The 16278-nt window shown below is 38.2% G+C and carries 13 protein-coding genes; 5 read left to right on the top strand and 8 right to left on the bottom strand.

Going from position 1 to position 16278, the window contains the following annotated elements; genetic code table 11:
• Positions 1-4: 4 nt before the first annotated feature.
• Together H6G57_RS08790 and H6G57_RS08785 are read left to right on the top strand one after the other, a co-directional pair.
• Positions 5-1603, top strand: coding sequence for a response regulator (locus H6G57_RS08790; RefSeq protein ID WP_190517748.1), 1599 nt, complete (start codon positions 5-7; stop codon positions 1601-1603).
• A gap of 110 nt (positions 1604-1713) precedes the next feature.
• A complete protein-coding gene (locus tag H6G57_RS08785) occupies positions 1714-3549 on the top strand; it encodes a patatin-like phospholipase family protein (protein ID WP_190517746.1) in 1836 nt (611 codons plus the stop codon).
• Between the two features lie 47 nt (positions 3550-3596).
• Here H6G57_RS08785 and H6G57_RS08780 read toward each other — a convergent pair whose 3' ends face one another.
• Entirely contained in the window at positions 3597-4874 is a 1278-nt protein-coding gene (locus H6G57_RS08780) for a pentapeptide repeat-containing protein (protein ID WP_190517745.1), read from the bottom strand.
• 386 nt (positions 4875-5260) lie between these two features.
• Between H6G57_RS08780 and H6G57_RS08775 the strand changes: the two genes are divergently transcribed.
• Positions 5261-6664, top strand: a complete 1404-nt coding sequence (locus H6G57_RS08775) for an adenylate/guanylate cyclase domain-containing protein (RefSeq protein WP_190517743.1) — start codon at positions 5261-5263, stop codon at positions 6662-6664.
• 19 nt (positions 6665-6683) lie between these two features.
• On the opposite strand, the gene H6G57_RS08770 is transcribed toward H6G57_RS08775, so the two are convergent.
• Positions 6684-7778 (bottom strand): cell wall metabolism sensor histidine kinase WalK, encoded by a 1095-nt coding sequence (locus H6G57_RS08770; protein ID WP_190517741.1) that lies wholly within the window; start codon positions 7776-7778, stop codon positions 6684-6686.
• A gap of 398 nt (positions 7779-8176) precedes the next feature.
• Positions 8177-9451, bottom strand: coding sequence for a P-loop NTPase fold protein (locus H6G57_RS08765; RefSeq protein ID WP_190518060.1), 1275 nt, complete (start codon positions 9449-9451; stop codon positions 8177-8179).
• 422 nt (positions 9452-9873) lie between these two features.
• On the opposite strand from H6G57_RS08765, the gene H6G57_RS08760 reads away from it, so the two are divergent.
• The gene (locus H6G57_RS08760; RefSeq protein ID WP_190517740.1) at positions 9874-10728 is read left to right on the top strand and encodes a cell division protein FtsQ/DivIB; all 855 of its coding nucleotides are present in this window, start codon (positions 9874-9876) and stop codon (positions 10726-10728) included.
• A gap of 34 nt (positions 10729-10762) precedes the next feature.
• Here the strand turns inward: H6G57_RS08760 and H6G57_RS08755 are convergent, their stop codons facing one another.
• Positions 10763-11446, bottom strand: coding sequence for an SOS response-associated peptidase (locus H6G57_RS08755; RefSeq protein ID WP_190517738.1), 684 nt, complete (start codon positions 11444-11446; stop codon positions 10763-10765).
• A 13-nt stretch (positions 11447-11459) separates the two neighbouring features.
• Here H6G57_RS08755 and H6G57_RS08750 point away from each other — a divergent pair, with 13 nt between their 5' ends.
• Positions 11460-11987: a GNAT family N-acetyltransferase gene (locus H6G57_RS08750; protein ID WP_190517736.1), complete on the top strand. Its 528-nt coding sequence runs from the start codon at positions 11460-11462 to the stop codon at positions 11985-11987.
• A gap of 81 nt (positions 11988-12068) precedes the next feature.
• On the opposite strand, the gene mtnB is transcribed toward H6G57_RS08750, so the two are convergent.
• The 4 genes from mtnB to H6G57_RS08730 form a co-directional block, all read right to left on the bottom strand.
• Positions 12069-12698 carry a methylthioribulose 1-phosphate dehydratase gene (gene mtnB / locus H6G57_RS08745; protein ID WP_190517734.1) on the bottom strand — a complete coding sequence of 210 codons (630 nt, stop codon included), beginning with the start codon at positions 12696-12698 and terminating at the stop codon, positions 12069-12071.
• Positions 12699-12740: 42 nt separating this feature from the next.
• Complete coding sequence (locus tag H6G57_RS08740; RefSeq protein ID WP_190517733.1) at positions 12741-13901, bottom strand: RuBisCO large subunit C-terminal-like domain-containing protein; 1161 nt, start codon at positions 13899-13901, stop codon at positions 12741-12743.
• 84 nt (positions 13902-13985) lie between these two features.
• Complete coding sequence (locus H6G57_RS08735) at positions 13986-14558, bottom strand: acireductone dioxygenase (RefSeq protein ID WP_190517731.1); 573 nt, start codon at positions 14556-14558, stop codon at positions 13986-13988.
• A gap of 125 nt (positions 14559-14683) precedes the next feature.
• On the bottom strand, positions 14684-16156 hold the full coding sequence (locus H6G57_RS08730; protein ID WP_190517729.1) for a hypothetical protein: 1473 nt from the start codon (positions 16154-16156) through the stop codon (positions 14684-14686).
• Positions 16157-16278: the final 122 nt, after the last annotated feature.

The raw sequence follows: 16278 nt of genomic DNA, 5'->3' as shown, positions 1-16278 counted from the left end.
TTTTATGAACAACACTTCTCAAGTCAATATTCTGATCGTAGATGATCGTCCCGCTAATCTGATGGCAATTGCAGAGACATTAGCACCCTTGGGACACAATATCGTCAAGGCAAGTTCTGGGGAGGAAGCTTTAAAGCATTTGCTACAACAGGAGTTTGCTGTAATTTTATTAGATGTGCAGATGCCAACCATGGACGGATTTGATCTCGCTACAATTATTCATTCTCGTCCGGCAACCTGTCACACTCCTATTCTGTTTATCACGGCGATTAACCGCGACGAAAGATATGTTTTAAAAGGTTATTCTGTGGGAGCCGTGGATTATTTATTAAAGCCGATTATTCCTGAAATTCTCCTCGCCAAAGTCTCGGTTTTTATTGATTTATTCAATAAAACAACTGAACTTAAATATCGAGCCGAACAACTCCGAATCGCCAACCAAGCTTTGCAAGAAAAAGAACAGGAAATCCGTCGAATTAATCATCATCATCAATTAATTCTTGATTCCGTGGGTGAGGGAATTTACGGTGTAGATCCTCAAGGTCAAACCACCTTTCTGAATCCCGCCGCTACCCAAATGTTGGGCTATACCCTGGAAGAAGTGATTGGAAAACAAGAATGCTTGATCCTCCATCCTGACTTCAAAACAAATGACGAGAGTGATTCGCTCTGTCCCATTTGTGCTTCCTTAAAAGATGGCTCTGTTCATTACAGTTCTGAGTCAGAATTCCAACGAAAAGACGGTTCTTGCTTTCCCGTAGAATATATGAGTACCCCTGTATTAGAAAAGGGAAAAATTGTTGGAGCGGTGATCACGTTTAAAGATATTACTGAACGGCTTAGTATTGAAGAAATGAAAGAAAATTTTATTTCTTTTGCGAGTCATGAATTACGAAATCCCCTGATTATGATTCACGGCCCCCTCGATTTGATTCTGCGAGGAACGTTTGATCAACAGCCCGAAAAAGTTAAACAAATGCTGGAATTAGCCTTGAAAGGAACCGAGCGAATGATGCAATTGGTTAACGATATTCTCAATATCCAACGTCTGAATTCGGGTCGGTTTATCCTGAATAAAAACCTTTGTATTGCTTCTGATTTAATGCAAGAGGCTATTCATGATGTCCAGAGTTTTGCCGATCAGTCTGAAGTCTCATTGAACGTTGATCCGGTTTCAATTCAATTTTGGGCCGATCCCTATGCAATCAATTTAACCCTGACAAATTTAGTCAACAATGCAATCAAATTTTCACCTCCTCATACAACCGTTTATTTATCCGCAGAAGTGATTGAAACCCCTGAAAGATTTCCTTTATCCTTTCAGTCTAAAATATCTTTCCCCTGTCTTCTATTTACCATCAAAGATCAAGGACGGGGGATTCCGACGGACAAATTAGAAATTATTTTTGAACGATTTCAACAAATTGATATGTCTGGCTCCCGTCAGAAACAAGGGAGCGGACTGGGTTTAGCAATCTGTAAAAGCGTTGTGGAACAACACGGGGGATTAATTTGGGCTGAAAGTGTTTTAAACCAGGGAAGCATTTTTTATTTTACATTGCCCTTAATTGATAGGGACTCAGAGAATGCTATTAGAGATTAAAACTATCTCAATTTATCCTTTTCTTTTCGGTAATCCTTGACTTTTTTAAGTTTTTCTATTAAAGTATTCAACAGTGCTTTTCTTATATTTGTGATCCTCAATGAGTTGTTATGGTATTAACGAATTCTTCTGCTAACCCTCGTCCCATTTCCCTAAATTTATCGGGAGGAATTGCACTCGGAGCTTATATGGCTGGGGTGTGTTTTGAATTAGTAAGACAAGCAAGAAAAGAAAATTCTCCATTGTTAATTGATTTGATTACAGGTGCGTCTGCAGGAGCGATGACGGGAGCAATTACGGCTTATTATTTATTAAATCGAGAGATTCCTGATAGTGACTATGAATCCCAAAACCTTTTAGAAAAAGCTTGGGTAGAACGGGCTGATATGAAAGATATTGATACGGTTTTTGCGATTGAAGATTATCGTCAAGCACTCAAGGATTTATTAAACAGTCAAAATAACAGTTTATTATCTCAAAAAGGGATTAAAAATATTGCTAGTTTAATTAGTGAAAATACGGAACAACTCAAAGTTCATCAACCCTTAGCCTTAGTCATGACCGTTACGAATTTACAAGGGTTATTAGTCACTTATGAAAACCAATGTCGAAATTATTCGGGTATTCCTGCGATTAACCATGCAGAAAATCGTCGTTTTTTGTTTCATTCTGAATTAAATCGTAGCGGGGAACGCCTACAAAGAATCTGGGAAAAAGTGATTGATACCAGCTTGATTTCCGGGGCGTTTCCCTTAGCTTTTCCTCCGGTTCAAGATGCGTCTAGTATTAAAAGTTATAACTTAAAAAATCTCAGTCCAGCTTACTTTAAAATTTGCTCTGATTCCGGTGATAAAAAACTAGATTCAGCTTTACCAATGTTTTATCCAGAGGGGAATGGAGAACAACTTAATTTTTGGTATAGTGATGGTGGAATTTTAGATAATTTACCGATTTTAAAAGCCATTGATTTAGAAGCTCGTATTCAATTAAGTTCTTTACCTAATTCTGAATATTTAATTCAAGATGAAGGTCGAGAATTTATCAAATTTAGCCATGAATTTAACCGCAGAGTCAAAACCGAACGAGAGCAGCGACTTTATGTTTATGTTTCTCCCTATTCTTTAGAAAGTTTAGATAGTAAACCTAGCTTGAAAAAGAACAATTTTAATCTATTTGATTTGTTGTTTGGTGGATTAAAAATTCCGTCTATTCAACAGGATGCGATGCAGTTAAAACAGATTGTTCAAATTAATGAACAAGTAGATTATAAAGACAAAATATTATCCCATTTAGAAACTTTGTCAGAAACTTCATCTGGGGAGACAATTTCTCAGATTAAAGCTGACTTAGAAAAAGCGATTCCCTATCATCATATCCAGTTATCTCCGATTACACCTTTAATTCTGAATCAAATTTCCGGGATTGAAAATTTAGAAACCCGAAATGAATTAGAACATCTTTATCAAAAATTCCGCTACTTGTTTAAAACGCCTATGGTCGAAAAACCAACGGACGTTGATGAACTATTAGCATCAGATTTTCTTAATGCTTTCGGGGGATTTTTTGATAAAAAATATCGACAACAAGATTTTATTTTAGGAAGGCTTTGTGGTTTGACTTGGCTACATTTAAACTTTTCAGAAATTGATACTAACAGTTCAATTTCAACCTTAAACAAAATTTTTGATTCGGGTCAGATTCAGTTTGATAACCCTAAAGTTAAAGACTTAAAAATGAGTTATAGAATCCGCTTAACCCGAATTTTAGTTCGGGCGCTGCGAATGATGGTTGCTCAAACTCAAATGAAACAAGCTCAGAAAATTTTACTTTGGCTAATTCAAGTTATTTTACTTCCTTTATTCCTATTCATTGAACTGTTATTAACCTTTGCTTTAATGTCTAGTGAAATTGTTGAAGTGTTTTTAGAAAAAATCAATAAAAAGTAAATCGCTATCCCAATGATGATCTTTAACACCTTAAACCCGAAACCCCTTTATCGGTCTAATTTATTGGGAATTCCTTCGCAACCTCCGGGGATGGTTTTTCGAGATTTAGAACCACACCAGGCACAACAATAATAGCGACTTTCTTCTGATAAATTCTCGACTCCAGTAAAATCGGCATTTTCAACCACAGCCCCTGTATGTTCTCCCGTAGTAAAATTAGGAATTAATGTCTTACTGCGAGGAGAAGCTGTTTCTGGAGAACCATAAAAAAATCTGACAGCACGCAAATTTGTATAAGATAAATTGGCTTCATAGAGAATAGATCTCGCTAAATTAGTGCGAACTAAATCACATCCCGTTAAATTAGCTTTGACTAAATTCGCATCACTGAGATCCGTGCGTCGGAGGTCGGTTTGGGATAAATCTGCACCCGCTAACATCGCCCCTAAATCAATCACTCGCACCCCATAATCTCGATCTTCTGCATAATTGCCATTTCCATCTAACATCGGACGTCCGAGATGGCGATCGCGTTGTAACGGAGTAATTAATTTGGCTTGGGATAAAAACCGCAGAATTTTAGCTTTTCCTTCTGCATCTACACTTTTAATAATAGCAGAGGTTCGTCCTTCTGCAATTACTCGTTCTTGGGGCCAATCTTCTAATAATCCTTGTTCTCCTAATGCTAAATCTGACACCCCTTGAAAATAAGCATCAATCGTTTGTTGTTGTGTAATTCGGTTTTGTTGAATCGTTAAATCTCTGGAAATAATATACTGTCGCCAAGCTACATAAACAGCCAGAATCGCAATTAAAATTTGTCCTAATGCTCCTCCTAAATCTCCTAAAGCACCAATCGCATCCCAATTAATTGTAATATTACTAACTTCATTTTCAGTGTTAGCATTACTAAAAATAACTAACCCAATTAAAGAGCCTAAAATTCCAAAACAAGCAATAATTAAACTCCGCCAGCTTGCTGGAATTAAAGTTGTCCAAACTTTACCCCAACCTGACCAGAGTAAGCGTAGGGAAATCGCCAATGTTGCTATGGCGCTGACATATCCCAAAGTAATATTATCAATTCCTAGCCCTAAAATCATCAACGCCATTGCTGATAACACCAGGACTGAACCTGAGAAATGACTTGGATGATCCTCTAAAACTGAGTTTCGGGTTTCGATCTCCCAAGATTCCCCAGAATTCAGTTGTATTTCCTCCGTTGGGGGGGGATCGTGTGGTTGAAGCACCCCACCATTAAGGCTTTCAGGGTTCTCCTGAACCCCTTGGGAATGAGAAGAGGATGAATTTGGCTCCATTGTCATTGATTAACCTTAGTTATATTGATTTTGTTGTCGGGTGTCTGTTGTCGGGTGTCTGTTGTGTGTTAACGGTCAACTCTCAACAGTTAACAACCCGATAGCTGACAAATAATTTCAAGTTAAATTATCCTGATTTTAACTAAATCTGTCTTAACATTGGATCATTCTTGGGGAATGTGAGTTTTTGGGATAGTAATATTTAACTCCAGAGGGTACAAATTAGGCATTTTTGCAGTGATAGATTAATTGTACCTTAAATTGGCAATAAAGCCAACTAAAATTATGGTTAATAATTCGTTTAAAAGAGAGCCGACAAAATAATGAATTAGCCGGAAATTTATCAATTTGCCTGTTGATCTAAAACAGATATTTAAAGGAGGAATCAATTTATGTCTGAGCAACTTAAATTATTTTTTAAACTTCTAAATGCTCGACTTTCTCGAACCATCACACTTTGGGTATTTTTGAGTTTGGTGTTTGTCGAGGTTTTAATTCTAATTCCTTCAGTGTATCAACGTCAGCAGGAATTGTTGAAACGCTTACCTACAATGTCGGCGGGTAAAATTGCCTGGATGATTGAAACCTATCCTTATCAATCTGATGCTGAACTTCTACAACAGTTAAGTCATTTACATTATTTGAATCCTGAAATTTTAGGCGGTGCTGTTTATCGAAATACCGGAGAATTAATCGGTGAATTTGGTGAACCTCCCCTTCTAACCTTTGCCCAGGCGATGAAAGGTGAATCATTATATTTGCGTCAAAAACATGGCGATCGCTATGATGTTGCTTGTAATACACTTCTGATCAAAAATAAATATCTTGTAATTATTCGTCATGATGCTTCCAGCATCCCTGCTGATATTTACGCTTATATTTTAAGAATTGCTGGGTTAGTTTTAATTATTTCTATTTTTGTCACCTCAACGACTTTATTTGTTGTAGGAAAAACTGTTATTATCCCGATTTTGAAACTACGATTAGATTTAATGGAAGCGGGAAAAGCTATCATTAATAATCAGCCTGCACCGAAATTTTATTCCCAATCTATTCAAATAAAGGATGAACTTGGTGATGTGATTGACGCTTTTAAAACTATGTTTGATCAAATTTATCAAGCCACCTTAGAACGGAATCGAGCAGAAGTAGCTTTGCGGTTAGAAAAAGATAAATCCGAGCAATTATTACTGAATATTTTACCCTTTGCCATTGCTGAAAAGCTCAAAAAAGATCAAGGTTGTATCGCTGATCGATTTGAAGAAACGACGATTTTATTTGCCGATCTAACGGATTTTACAGGAATGGCTTCTCGTCATTCTCCTACACAAATTGTAACGTTTTTGAACGAAATTTTTTCTGAATTTGATCGTTTGGCAGATAAATATCAGTTAGAAAAAATTAAAACCATTGGAGACGCTTATATGGTCGTAGGTGGTATCCCCACACCTCGATTTGATCATGCAGAAGCGATCGCAGAAATGGCATTAGAAATGCAATCTGTTATTCAACAATTTCGCCAACAAGATAATCAATTATTAAACCTTAGAATTGGGATTAATACAGGGCCCGTTGTTGCTGGAGTGATTGGATTAAAAAAATTCAGTTATGATTTATGGGGAGATGCCGTTAATATTGCCTCCCGCATGGAATCTCATGGTTTATCAGGACAAATTCAAGTTAGTCAAACCACCTATCAAAAACTTCAAGACAACTATTTATTTGAAGAACGGGGGATAATTTTAATTAAAGGGAAAGGCGAAATGCGAACCTATTGGTTAATGGGGAAAAAATAAACCCCGCTTTATCAACAAATTATTTAGCTAAGGGAAGGCAAAATTGAAAGGTACTGCCTTCCCCTAAACGACTGGAAACGAAAATTTTTCCCCCTTGTAATTCCACCAAACGGCGAGTAATTGCTAACCCAATTCCCGTTCCTCCTGAATGCCGAGAACGAGAACGATCAGCCCGCCAAAACCGTTCAAAAACATGGGGTAAATCTTCTGGAGAAATACCAATTCCGGTGTCCATAACAGCAACCCAGAAAAAGTTTAAATCATTACCTGTTTTAACCAGAATAGTTCCCGTTTCCGTATAACGAATTGCATTGCCTAATAAATTAACTAAAATTTGTTCAGTTCGGTCTACATCTGCTAATACTAGCGGCGAATCAGGTTTAGAATCTAACTGAAGAGTCGGCCCTTCTTCTAAGAGTTGATCTGAAAAACGTTGGACTAAAGATGTTAATAAAGGATATAAATTAACGGGTTTTTGATGAATGGGTAAATAGCCGGATTCAACTTTTGAAAGCTCTTGTAAATCATTAACCAATCGTTCTAAGCGTTTGGTTTCTTTCGCTAATTGTTGATAAATTAAGGGAGAAGGTTCAATATGACCATCAGCTATTTCTTCCAAATATCCCCTAACAACGGTTAACGGAGTTCTTAATTCATGGGTTAAATCACTAATCAATTCTCTTCGTTCTTTCTCAACATTTTGTAAACTGGTAGCCATTTGATTAAAACTCAGAGCCAATTGATTTAACTCAGGAATATCGCTGAAAGACATTCGTTCTGACCATTCTCCAGAGGCAAATTTCTGAGTAATTTCTTCCATTTGGGTGAGAGGTTTAGTAATGCGTTGGGTTAACCAATAACTCAGCCCTACGGCGGCAGTTGTTCCCGCTAAAACTGACCAAAAGGTGCTGCGGTTCCAAGCGATTTCAAAGCCTTTTATTAGACGAGTGCGGATATATTGTAACCGAAATCCTGGGCCTTCAAGTTGTTCTAAATTACTGACAAAAAACCGAGGAGAATATATTTTTCCAATAATCACTAAGGATGTGACTCCAATTAACATCACTAATAGATGGGATAAAAATAAACGTCCTCGCAAACCGATTTTAGCCATATTTAAGATCTGACTTCTGGAATTTATTTAATCATAAAGCAGGATCGGCTTTTTCTGGAGGAAAACAACCACAGCAAAGTTTGAGGCTAATTTTCATCTTTCTAAACTCTATCTCAAGGGTGATCAGAAGTCTAAATGAATTGTATAACTTAACGCTAATAAGAACTGATCAAACCAGAATTCCCTTGCTCTGATCCCAAGTCAATGATCCCCCCTAGCCCCCCTTAAAAAGGGGGGGAACAGGAGAGCTAAGTCCCCCTTTTTAAGGGGGATTTAGGGGGATCTAATCAGAGCTTTAATCACAGGTTTTCAGCTTAATAAGTATTCTGTTTTTTTACATCTGTTTGTTAGCAAACAAGACAACAGTAGGGAGGATTTACCTCTTCCAGAGTCATATTTTAAGCCGTTTTACTGAGGGAATTTACTAAGGATTTGTATTGACTACTTTCAGTTAAAGCAGGATTAATCCCAAACCAGCGACCGTCTTGATCCCGATACTCAAAAACAAACATACTCCGCAGTAAAGTTTGACATTCATCTTCTCCCGTTACTTTTTGAGTTTTCACCACTCTTAACAATAATTCCCATTCTTCATGGTTAATTGCGCCTAAAAGATCATCTCGATATTCTTGAATAACTTGCTCTAAACAAGAACGGGTAAAAGGGGGATCTTCTTGTTGTAAACAACTGTACATCAACATCAATAAACGTCGAATATGACCCCCACTAATCCAACATAATCGATCTAGGGTTTCAGGACTATCAAATAAAACAGAAATCTGAGATAAACGATTTTCCGGTGGCAGATCAGGAAAGGCTCGTGCTAGAACCATTTGTTGTAATTTTATCATGCCATTAGGATTTTGCATCCCATCCCGAAGACGGACTGGAACCATCGGTAACACTTTAGGTTTGACTCCAAACCGACTGGAAAGCCGATCATAATCATTAGAAAACATTAAGGTTAGGGGAATGGTAAAAACCAGATGACAATTGAGACGTTTGAGTTGTTCACCTCGATCTACAAATAAATATTCCGGTTGAGTTCTTCCCCAAGGTTTAGGAGAACTATCAATCCGATCTAAATTATCTACAATAACGACAATTCCTTTTTTTCCTTTCCCTTGTAACGCACTATTAGCTCGTCCTAAAAGTTCATCATTAATCGCGTCTAAAATACTACTGGTGCGCGGTTCTAAATATTGCCGTAACTGAGACCGTAATTTTGGAGAATCTTTAGTTTTAGCCGTAATTTTAGCAATTCCAACGGATAATTCAGCCTCCCCAGATAGTTGAATTGGCGTTTGCATCAACTCCGAAATTTCTGTAAATAAGTTAGCAAAATATCCCGGTTTCAGACGAATTTGAGCCGCTTCTAAACTTTCACTTACCTGACGAGCAATCATTAATAAAATATCGCTAATATCCACATCTGCCATATCGAGATTTTGAGAAGATTCAAAATAAACGACATGATAGTCCTGACGCTCTAACAAATCTTTAAGACGAAATAATTCTGTTGATTTCCCACATCCTATATGACCACTAAACAATTGACAGGTGGGTTCATCATGGGAGAGTAAAGTAATAGTTCGGCTCAATTCTCGGATGATATCACTACCTCGGACAGATGAAAAATCGATGTAATATTTTCGATCTTCCGGGTTTGCCATGTCAATGGTCTTACTGGGATTACACGCTTTATAGAATCTACTTAAATCAAGCTCAATCACAATTAGACTCTTAACCTCTGTATCAATTTAACGGTTAACTCTTACTCTTAGTTTACCGACAGCAAGCCAGTTTTAGGATGAGGGGGATCAGTCATCGGGGGGGACAGGGGACAGTTACATACAGAAAGGTTTATCATAATTTCCTGCGTGAAAATACAGATAAAATAAGGATTAAGAATACATTACAATCAAGTTAATACGGAAAATCGACCTGTAATCTAATGGTAGAGAGCGATCGCTAAACTCCAACCGATCACAGACAGAGCCAGAGCGAATATGTTAAATTATCTGCGAAACCTTGAAATGATGGGGAATCAAAAACGAGTGGTGAGGTGGAAATCCTGGCAAATGGGTGACAAGCAATGACCAATCTGGGATCTGTTTCAACGAATGAATTAGGACGTCGGCGTCAGCAGTTACGACGTCAACGGCGGATTAAATTAGTTCAAGTGCTTTGGCAAGTTATGGCGGTCAGTAGTTTGACCGGAGGTTTATTTTGGCTGATTAATCAACCCATCTGGTTTATTCGCCAACCCGAACAAATCAAAGTTGAAGGAAATCAACTGTTATCGGATCAAATGGTTCGCTCTTTATTGCCCCTATCCTATCCCGAATCCCTGTGGAAAATTCAACCCCAAGCCTTAGCAGAAAGCCTAGAATCACGGGGACAAATTGCCTCAGCTAATGTGACTCGTCAGTTATTTCCTCCGAGTTTAATGATTAATATTCAAGAACGACAACCTGTTGCAGTTGCTTATCCCACCTCAAACATTTCTGATAATAGAAATAATCAGCAAATTGGATGGTTAGATGCGACCGGGGATTGGATGCCGTTGGAGAACTATACAGAATTAGAAAAATCGAAACAATTACCAAGTTTGAAAGTAATTGGAAATATTAACCAATATCATCCCTACTGGTTGCCCGTTTATCAAGCTCTAATTCGCAGTCCTGTGAAAATTCAGCAAATCAATTGGGAAGATCCCAATAATTTAATTCTGGAAACAGAAATTGGTACAGTTCATATCGGCCCCTATAGTTCTAAATTTCCTGAACAGTTACGAGTAATTGATCGGATGAGAAATGTTCCTCAAAAATTAGATAAAAGTGAAATGATGTATTTTGATCTCAAAAATCCCAATCAACCCCTTGTACAAATGCGACCGGAAAGTACCGCCCAACGGACGGCCGATGAGGAGGAATCCACGTCTAATTAAATTCAGATAATCGGGGATAGAAAAATCAGAAATATTATAATATTTCAACGGCTTCATCAAGGGGTAAAATACAATCCGGTTGATTATAGGTTGCACGATTAACTTTAGAACTCACCGGATAAACCTTTAAGCTAGGATTGTGTTGAACTAAGGATAAAATAGTTTCAGAATCTTTGAGAGTAGGATCAAGCCATTGAGAATAAACAGTAGGAGATAAAATAATCGGCATTCGTTCATGAACGGGACGAACCGTTTCATTAGCAGCTTGGGTTAAAATTGTACAAGAAACAATTTCTTCTTTGTTGGGATTGTTCCAACGTTCCCATAATCCTGCAAATCCAAAGGGTTGATGATTCTCTAACTGAAAATAATAAGGTTGTTTGGTTTTACCTTGATGTTGCCATTCATAGAACCCATCCGCTAAAATTAAACATCTCTGGGAGTGAATGGCTTGCCGAAATGTCGGTTTTTCCGTAACGGTTTCTACCCTAGCATTGATCAGTTTGTATCCAATTTTTTCATCTTTTGCCCAATGAGGAATTAACCCCCAGTGCATGAATTGAAACTGTTGTTCTTGCTGTTCTAAATTATATCTAATTGTAGCAATTTTTTGAGCCGGAGCAATGTTATATTGAGGGATAAAATCAGGAACAGATGATACATTAAAGGTTTGAGCGATCGCTGTTCCTGAACAAGTTAAACTAAAACGTCCACACATAATAAAATCCTCTATGACATCTGAAAAACTTTACCTAAATTCCCCCAATATTGGCTTACCGGATGGCTGTATTTTACGTCCAGCAACTTCACAGGATAGAATAGCAATTCTGTTGTTAGTCTTAAAAGCTCTGCTTGATCCCACTCAATTGCGTTGGCAACAATTTTGGGTGATAGAATCCCATAAACAAATTATAGCTTGTGGACAACTGCGACAGTTTACGGATGTTGAAGAATTGGGGAGTTTGGTGGTTAGTCGAGGTTGGCAAAAACAAGGTTTAGGGACAATTTTAGTTCAACATTTAATTCAAGAATCCACAAAACCCCTCTATTTAGAATGTCTAGGACAAAACTTGGCTAATTTTTATACTCATTTTGGGTTTGTTCCCGTCGATTTTTCGGCTTTACCCACTTCTATTAAACCCAAATTTGGCATTTCCAATTGGGCAAAAATTTTATTGAAAATTCCGGTTATTTTTATGTATAGAAGGGAACAGGGAACAGGGAACGGGGAACAGAAAGAAACAAAGTTCGCCCTATAAATAGGTTTGAGCATTTGTCTTTGTAAAAGACAGTTTTGCCTACTGGTATAGGGTATTGAAAAACCAAACCCTTGAGATTAATCAATGTTGAAATTTTAATCCCGCTTGACGGGCTGCCACAATATAACGAAAGATATATTCAGCCAATTCAACATGATTTTCTGCGGCTTCTGGGGAAGCAGCCCAAACCGTTACCCCATGATTTCTAATTAATAATGCAGGAACATCTGGGGTTGTTTGTTTAAACCGTTGCATAATATTTTCAGCAATGCGAGGAACCTCTAAATAATTCTCAAAAACAGGCATATAAACTTTAGGGTTTTCTTCCCAAATTCCTAAGCCTTTTAACATCTCAATGGGGGGTAACGGCAATTGTTCATGATCAATAAAATTTGACACTAATTTTGCTTCTACCGAATGAACATGATAACAAGCAGTTGCTTCAGGAAATAAAGAATAAATCGCTTGATGAATACTCGTTTCTGCCGAAGGTTTATTCTGAGGAGAGGGATTTTCTAAGACTTCTCCCGTTAAGGATATTCTCACAAAATCTTCTGCAACTAATTTACCTTTTTGTTTACCACTGGCAGTAATCCAAAAACTATTATCCGGCATTTTAGCCGAAAGATTTCCCGCCGTTCCCGCCATCCAACCGAGTTGATAAAATTGGCGAGACGCATGAATTAAAGATTGACGTGGATCGGTGTTCATGATGAATTACGAATTACGAATTACGAATTACGAATTGATCGTTCATCCCCATTTTTCCATTGCTTGCCGCAAAGAACTAGGAGGTATTTGATTAATATCAAAAGGTTGATGTTGTTGATATCGATTCAAGGCTTGAAAAAAGGCTTCAACCCCCGACCCAGGGCCATTAGGATGATCCATAATTCCCGTACCCGCATTCAAAATTACATCATTTCCGTAGTCTGATAAAGCTTTGGGGACAATTCCGGGGTGAATTCCCGCCGAAGGGACAGGAAAAACGTTCCGCGATCGCAAAATATCCCTAATTTTCCCTTCTTCAGCCGGATCAAAGGGTAAACTGCCATAATGGGCCGGATATAACACCGCATCCGCCCCAGCATGGGCCATCAATGTTCCGAGGACGACGGAATAGGAAAAACCCGTATCACCAGAGGCACATAACGCCCCCGCCAAGGCAGGATGGGCAAAAATGGGAACATTCACCTCTGGATCGGCGGCAAGGGCTTCTAAGACCGAAAAACCGTAGGTGAGAACGTTTAATAACAAAGCATTTGCCCCTTCTTGAACCAAAATTCGGGCTTTTTCTAATAGGGTTTGGGCGTTTCCGGTGACGTTCACTGCATACAAAACCGTGCGATTTGTTTGTTGTTTAATTCGGTCTAAAATTGGGCGACAAGCTCTTAACCGTTCTAGTGTGGGGGCTGTGTCTAAATCCCCCATAATTTCATCATCTTTAATAATATCTAATCCCGCCGTTGCCACTTGTTCTAAAATAGCAGCATGATCCTGGGCTGATAGTCCTAAAGCGGGTTTAAAAATTGCCATAATTAAAGGACGATCAAACACTTGTAATTGTTGACGAATTCCGGTTATCCCAAATTTAGGCAACTGACCATAATTATTATCGAGTCTAACCGCAACTATTTTCCCGACTCCAGCCATTGAATATTTGCCAAAAATCATGGTTAACAAGCTGGAAATATCATTTTCAACGTTAATTTCAGGGAATTCAACCGTTGCAATATTATAACCTTGTTCATCGGTTTTAACATTAATAACTTGGGCTAAATGCGATCGCAAATTATCCTCACGATGGCTAAATCTTTCGTCCCAAGTTCCTGCGGTTTGTCCAATAGCAATGACTTTCGCCTGACGCAACGCATCAATATTAGGAGGAAAACGATAATCTACTTCAATGGTCATGGTTTTCTATTCTAGCAATTATTATCATTGCAGTAGAGACGTTGTATACAACGTCTGTACAAATTAATTCAACGTCTGTACAAATTAATTCAAAGCTAAGGTTTTTTTCGGTCTTCTGGAAAAAATTCTAATTTCAGTATTCGTATATTCGGGAGCCCAACCTTCTGTTGTGGTGAAATAACGAACCGCTTTAATCCGCCGAGTTTCTGTTAAATAAAACCAATGTTCTGTATTCGCAGGAACATTAACATATTCTTCAGCTTTAACAGTTAATTCAACTTGACTCCCATCGGGACGGACAAAACCAAAAACTCCTTCCCCATCAACAATATAGCGGATTTCATTATCAGCATGAGTATGGCACTGTTCAAATTTTGCTAATAATGTTTCTAAGTTAGGCGTATCCGGGTTAAGAACAATTAAATCACGGGACTGATAACCTGCTTTTTGTTTTAATTCTTCAAAATATTGATCTAATCCTTGCAAAACATCTTCTTTTTCTTCATCGTTTAATGCAGGTTTATTCAATAATTTAATTAATTCGGGATCTGTACCGACAGACCAATGGTTTAAATGAATATTCAGACAAGCTAATTCTCCCTGAATTTCATCGAGTTGAGTATAAGTTGTTCCGTCTTCTAACTGTAAAACTGCCATGTTTTACCTCCGCAGTATTAATGCTTTTTAATCACAACCTCTAATATTAGCAAAAAAATACAGTTTGTTGTTGGGCTTGAGTCCCTAGAAAGATAGGCTGAAGCCCAACAACAGGCGAAGCTATTTTATTGATAGCAGTTCAGACGTTCGGATAAATCACTCCATCGGCGACCATCACGAATCATGATTTCTTGGGCGGCATCAGGGCCGTCTGTACCCCGTTCATAGTGATGAATGGTTAATCCATGACCGTTGGTTTCAGGGGCGTTTAAGCGTTCCATAATGGGGGCTACTGCATCCCAGGAAGCTAAGATTTCTTCGGCTGAAACGAACCAGGTTTGATCGGATTTCATGCACTCTAAAATCAAGGGTTCGTAGGCTTCCCGACTGGGACTACCGAAGGCTTTTTGGTAGGGTAAACTCAAGGTTTTTGTGACCAGTTGATTTGATCCTAATTCCTTGATTTCGTTATCGAAATAAATACCTTCATGGGGCTGCATTCGGAAGGTTAATTGATTAGGTTTGGCAGTTTCAAATAACACCGGGGGAATGGATTTTAAGTGAAAAATCGCCTCGTTAATTTTACCAAATAAGGCTTTACCTGTGCGATTATAGATGGGAACTCCCGCCCAACGATAATTATTGACAAAGGCTTTAAACGCACAATAGAGATGATTCCCTTCAGATTGATAACTGCCTAAGACTAAAGAATCTGCATCCACGACCGTCGCAGATAATAATTTAGCTTTCGCAGCCGCAATATCTTCTGGGTTTAAACTATTAGGTGCATCCATCAGTAACCAAGCCAACATCTGCATAACGTGGTTGGGAACCATATCGGGAAAGCTGCCAGGGAAATTTCGGATACCAACGGTGTTATTTTCTGGGAGATTGATCTCAATATACTCAATATATTGACGATTCAAAATCGCTTCTAACCAAGGGTTGGCAAACCGATAATATAAAATATTACGGATGCTTTCTTTCCCGTTATAGTGGTCAATGAAATACACCTGAGAAGGTAAGCAATATTGACGCGAGGTATCAATAATGACTTGGGCAGTTTTTCGGTCTTGACCCACTGGTTTTTCCACCACAATTTTATTCGTGCGGTCAGTGAACAGTCCCGCCTCGCCTAACGCTTTAATGGTGGCGTTAAAAAACTGGGGGGGTAAGGCTAAATAATAGATGCGATGACCGGATAAGTTGTATTTCTCTTCCAATTCTGCAATTTTAGGCAGTAATTTGTTTTTGATGAATTCCACATCGGTTATATCTCCCTCAAGATAATAGAGATGTTGCAGATATTCATTTAAAATCGTATCCGGTTGAGTTTCTTTTAACTCGTTTTTGACATCATTCCGCAGTTGAGATTCCGTTAGGGATTGTTTGGGGTTATCGACAATTAAAATCGGTGTATCTCGGTCAATATCGCCTTGGAGTTTCAGATTATATGACGCGGGTAGGGTTTTGACTTTAGCTACATTCCCATACCCCAGGTGTACAACAACGCCTTTTTTAACTTCGGTTTTGGCTTCGGTTGGGGTTTGTGCTTCTGACAAATCAGGAATGATTGAAGTTTTATCGCTGCTAATCATAGGAGTGTCCTATTTCTTTCTACACCCCAAATTTGCCATAGCTATTTATTAATTAGATCCCCAGTTAATGTATAATTTAAAGTGTACAATTTGTGTAATTGTGTAAGGTTGGTGTAAGGTTA

Source organism: Planktothrix sp. FACHB-1365 (genome assembly GCF_014697575.1).
In the GTDB taxonomy this organism is placed as follows: domain Bacteria; phylum Cyanobacteriota; class Cyanobacteriia; order Cyanobacteriales; family Microcoleaceae; genus Planktothrix.
Note: the sequence above shows the minus strand (reverse complement) of the source record. Positions and strands in the feature narration are given on the sequence as shown.

Coding starts and splice junctions, on each gene's coding strand:
- H6G57_RS08785 (WP_190517746.1), top strand. CDS start 1,714: ATGGTATTAACGAATTCTTCTGCTAACCCTCGTCCCATTTCCCTAAAT.
- H6G57_RS08760 (WP_190517740.1), top strand. CDS start 9,874: ATGACCAATCTGGGATCTGTTTCAACGAATGAATTAGGACGTCGGCGT.
- H6G57_RS08735 (WP_190517731.1), bottom strand. CDS start 14,558: ATGGCAGTTTTACAGTTAGAAGACGGAACAACTTATACTCAACTCGAT.
- H6G57_RS08790 (WP_190517748.1), top strand. CDS start 5: ATGAACAACACTTCTCAAGTCAATATTCTGATCGTAGATGATCGTCCC.
- H6G57_RS08765 (WP_190518060.1), bottom strand. CDS start 9,451: ATGGCAAACCCGGAAGATCGAAAATATTACATCGATTTTTCATCTGTC.
- H6G57_RS08740 (WP_190517733.1), bottom strand. CDS start 13,901: ATGACCATTGAAGTAGATTATCGTTTTCCTCCTAATATTGATGCGTTG.
- H6G57_RS08755 (WP_190517738.1), bottom strand. CDS start 11,446: ATGTGTGGACGTTTTAGTTTAACTTGTTCAGGAACAGCGATCGCTCAA.
- H6G57_RS08750 (WP_190517736.1), top strand. CDS start 11,460: ATGACATCTGAAAAACTTTACCTAAATTCCCCCAATATTGGCTTACCG.
- mtnB (WP_190517734.1), bottom strand. CDS start 12,698: ATGAACACCGATCCACGTCAATCTTTAATTCATGCGTCTCGCCAATTT.
- H6G57_RS08770 (WP_190517741.1), bottom strand. CDS start 7,778: ATGGCTAAAATCGGTTTGCGAGGACGTTTATTTTTATCCCATCTATTA.
- H6G57_RS08780 (WP_190517745.1), bottom strand. CDS start 4,874: ATGACAATGGAGCCAAATTCATCCTCTTCTCATTCCCAAGGGGTTCAG.
- H6G57_RS08730 (WP_190517729.1), bottom strand. CDS start 16,156: ATGATTAGCAGCGATAAAACTTCAATCATTCCTGATTTGTCAGAAGCA.
- H6G57_RS08775 (WP_190517743.1), top strand. CDS start 5,261: ATGTCTGAGCAACTTAAATTATTTTTTAAACTTCTAAATGCTCGACTT.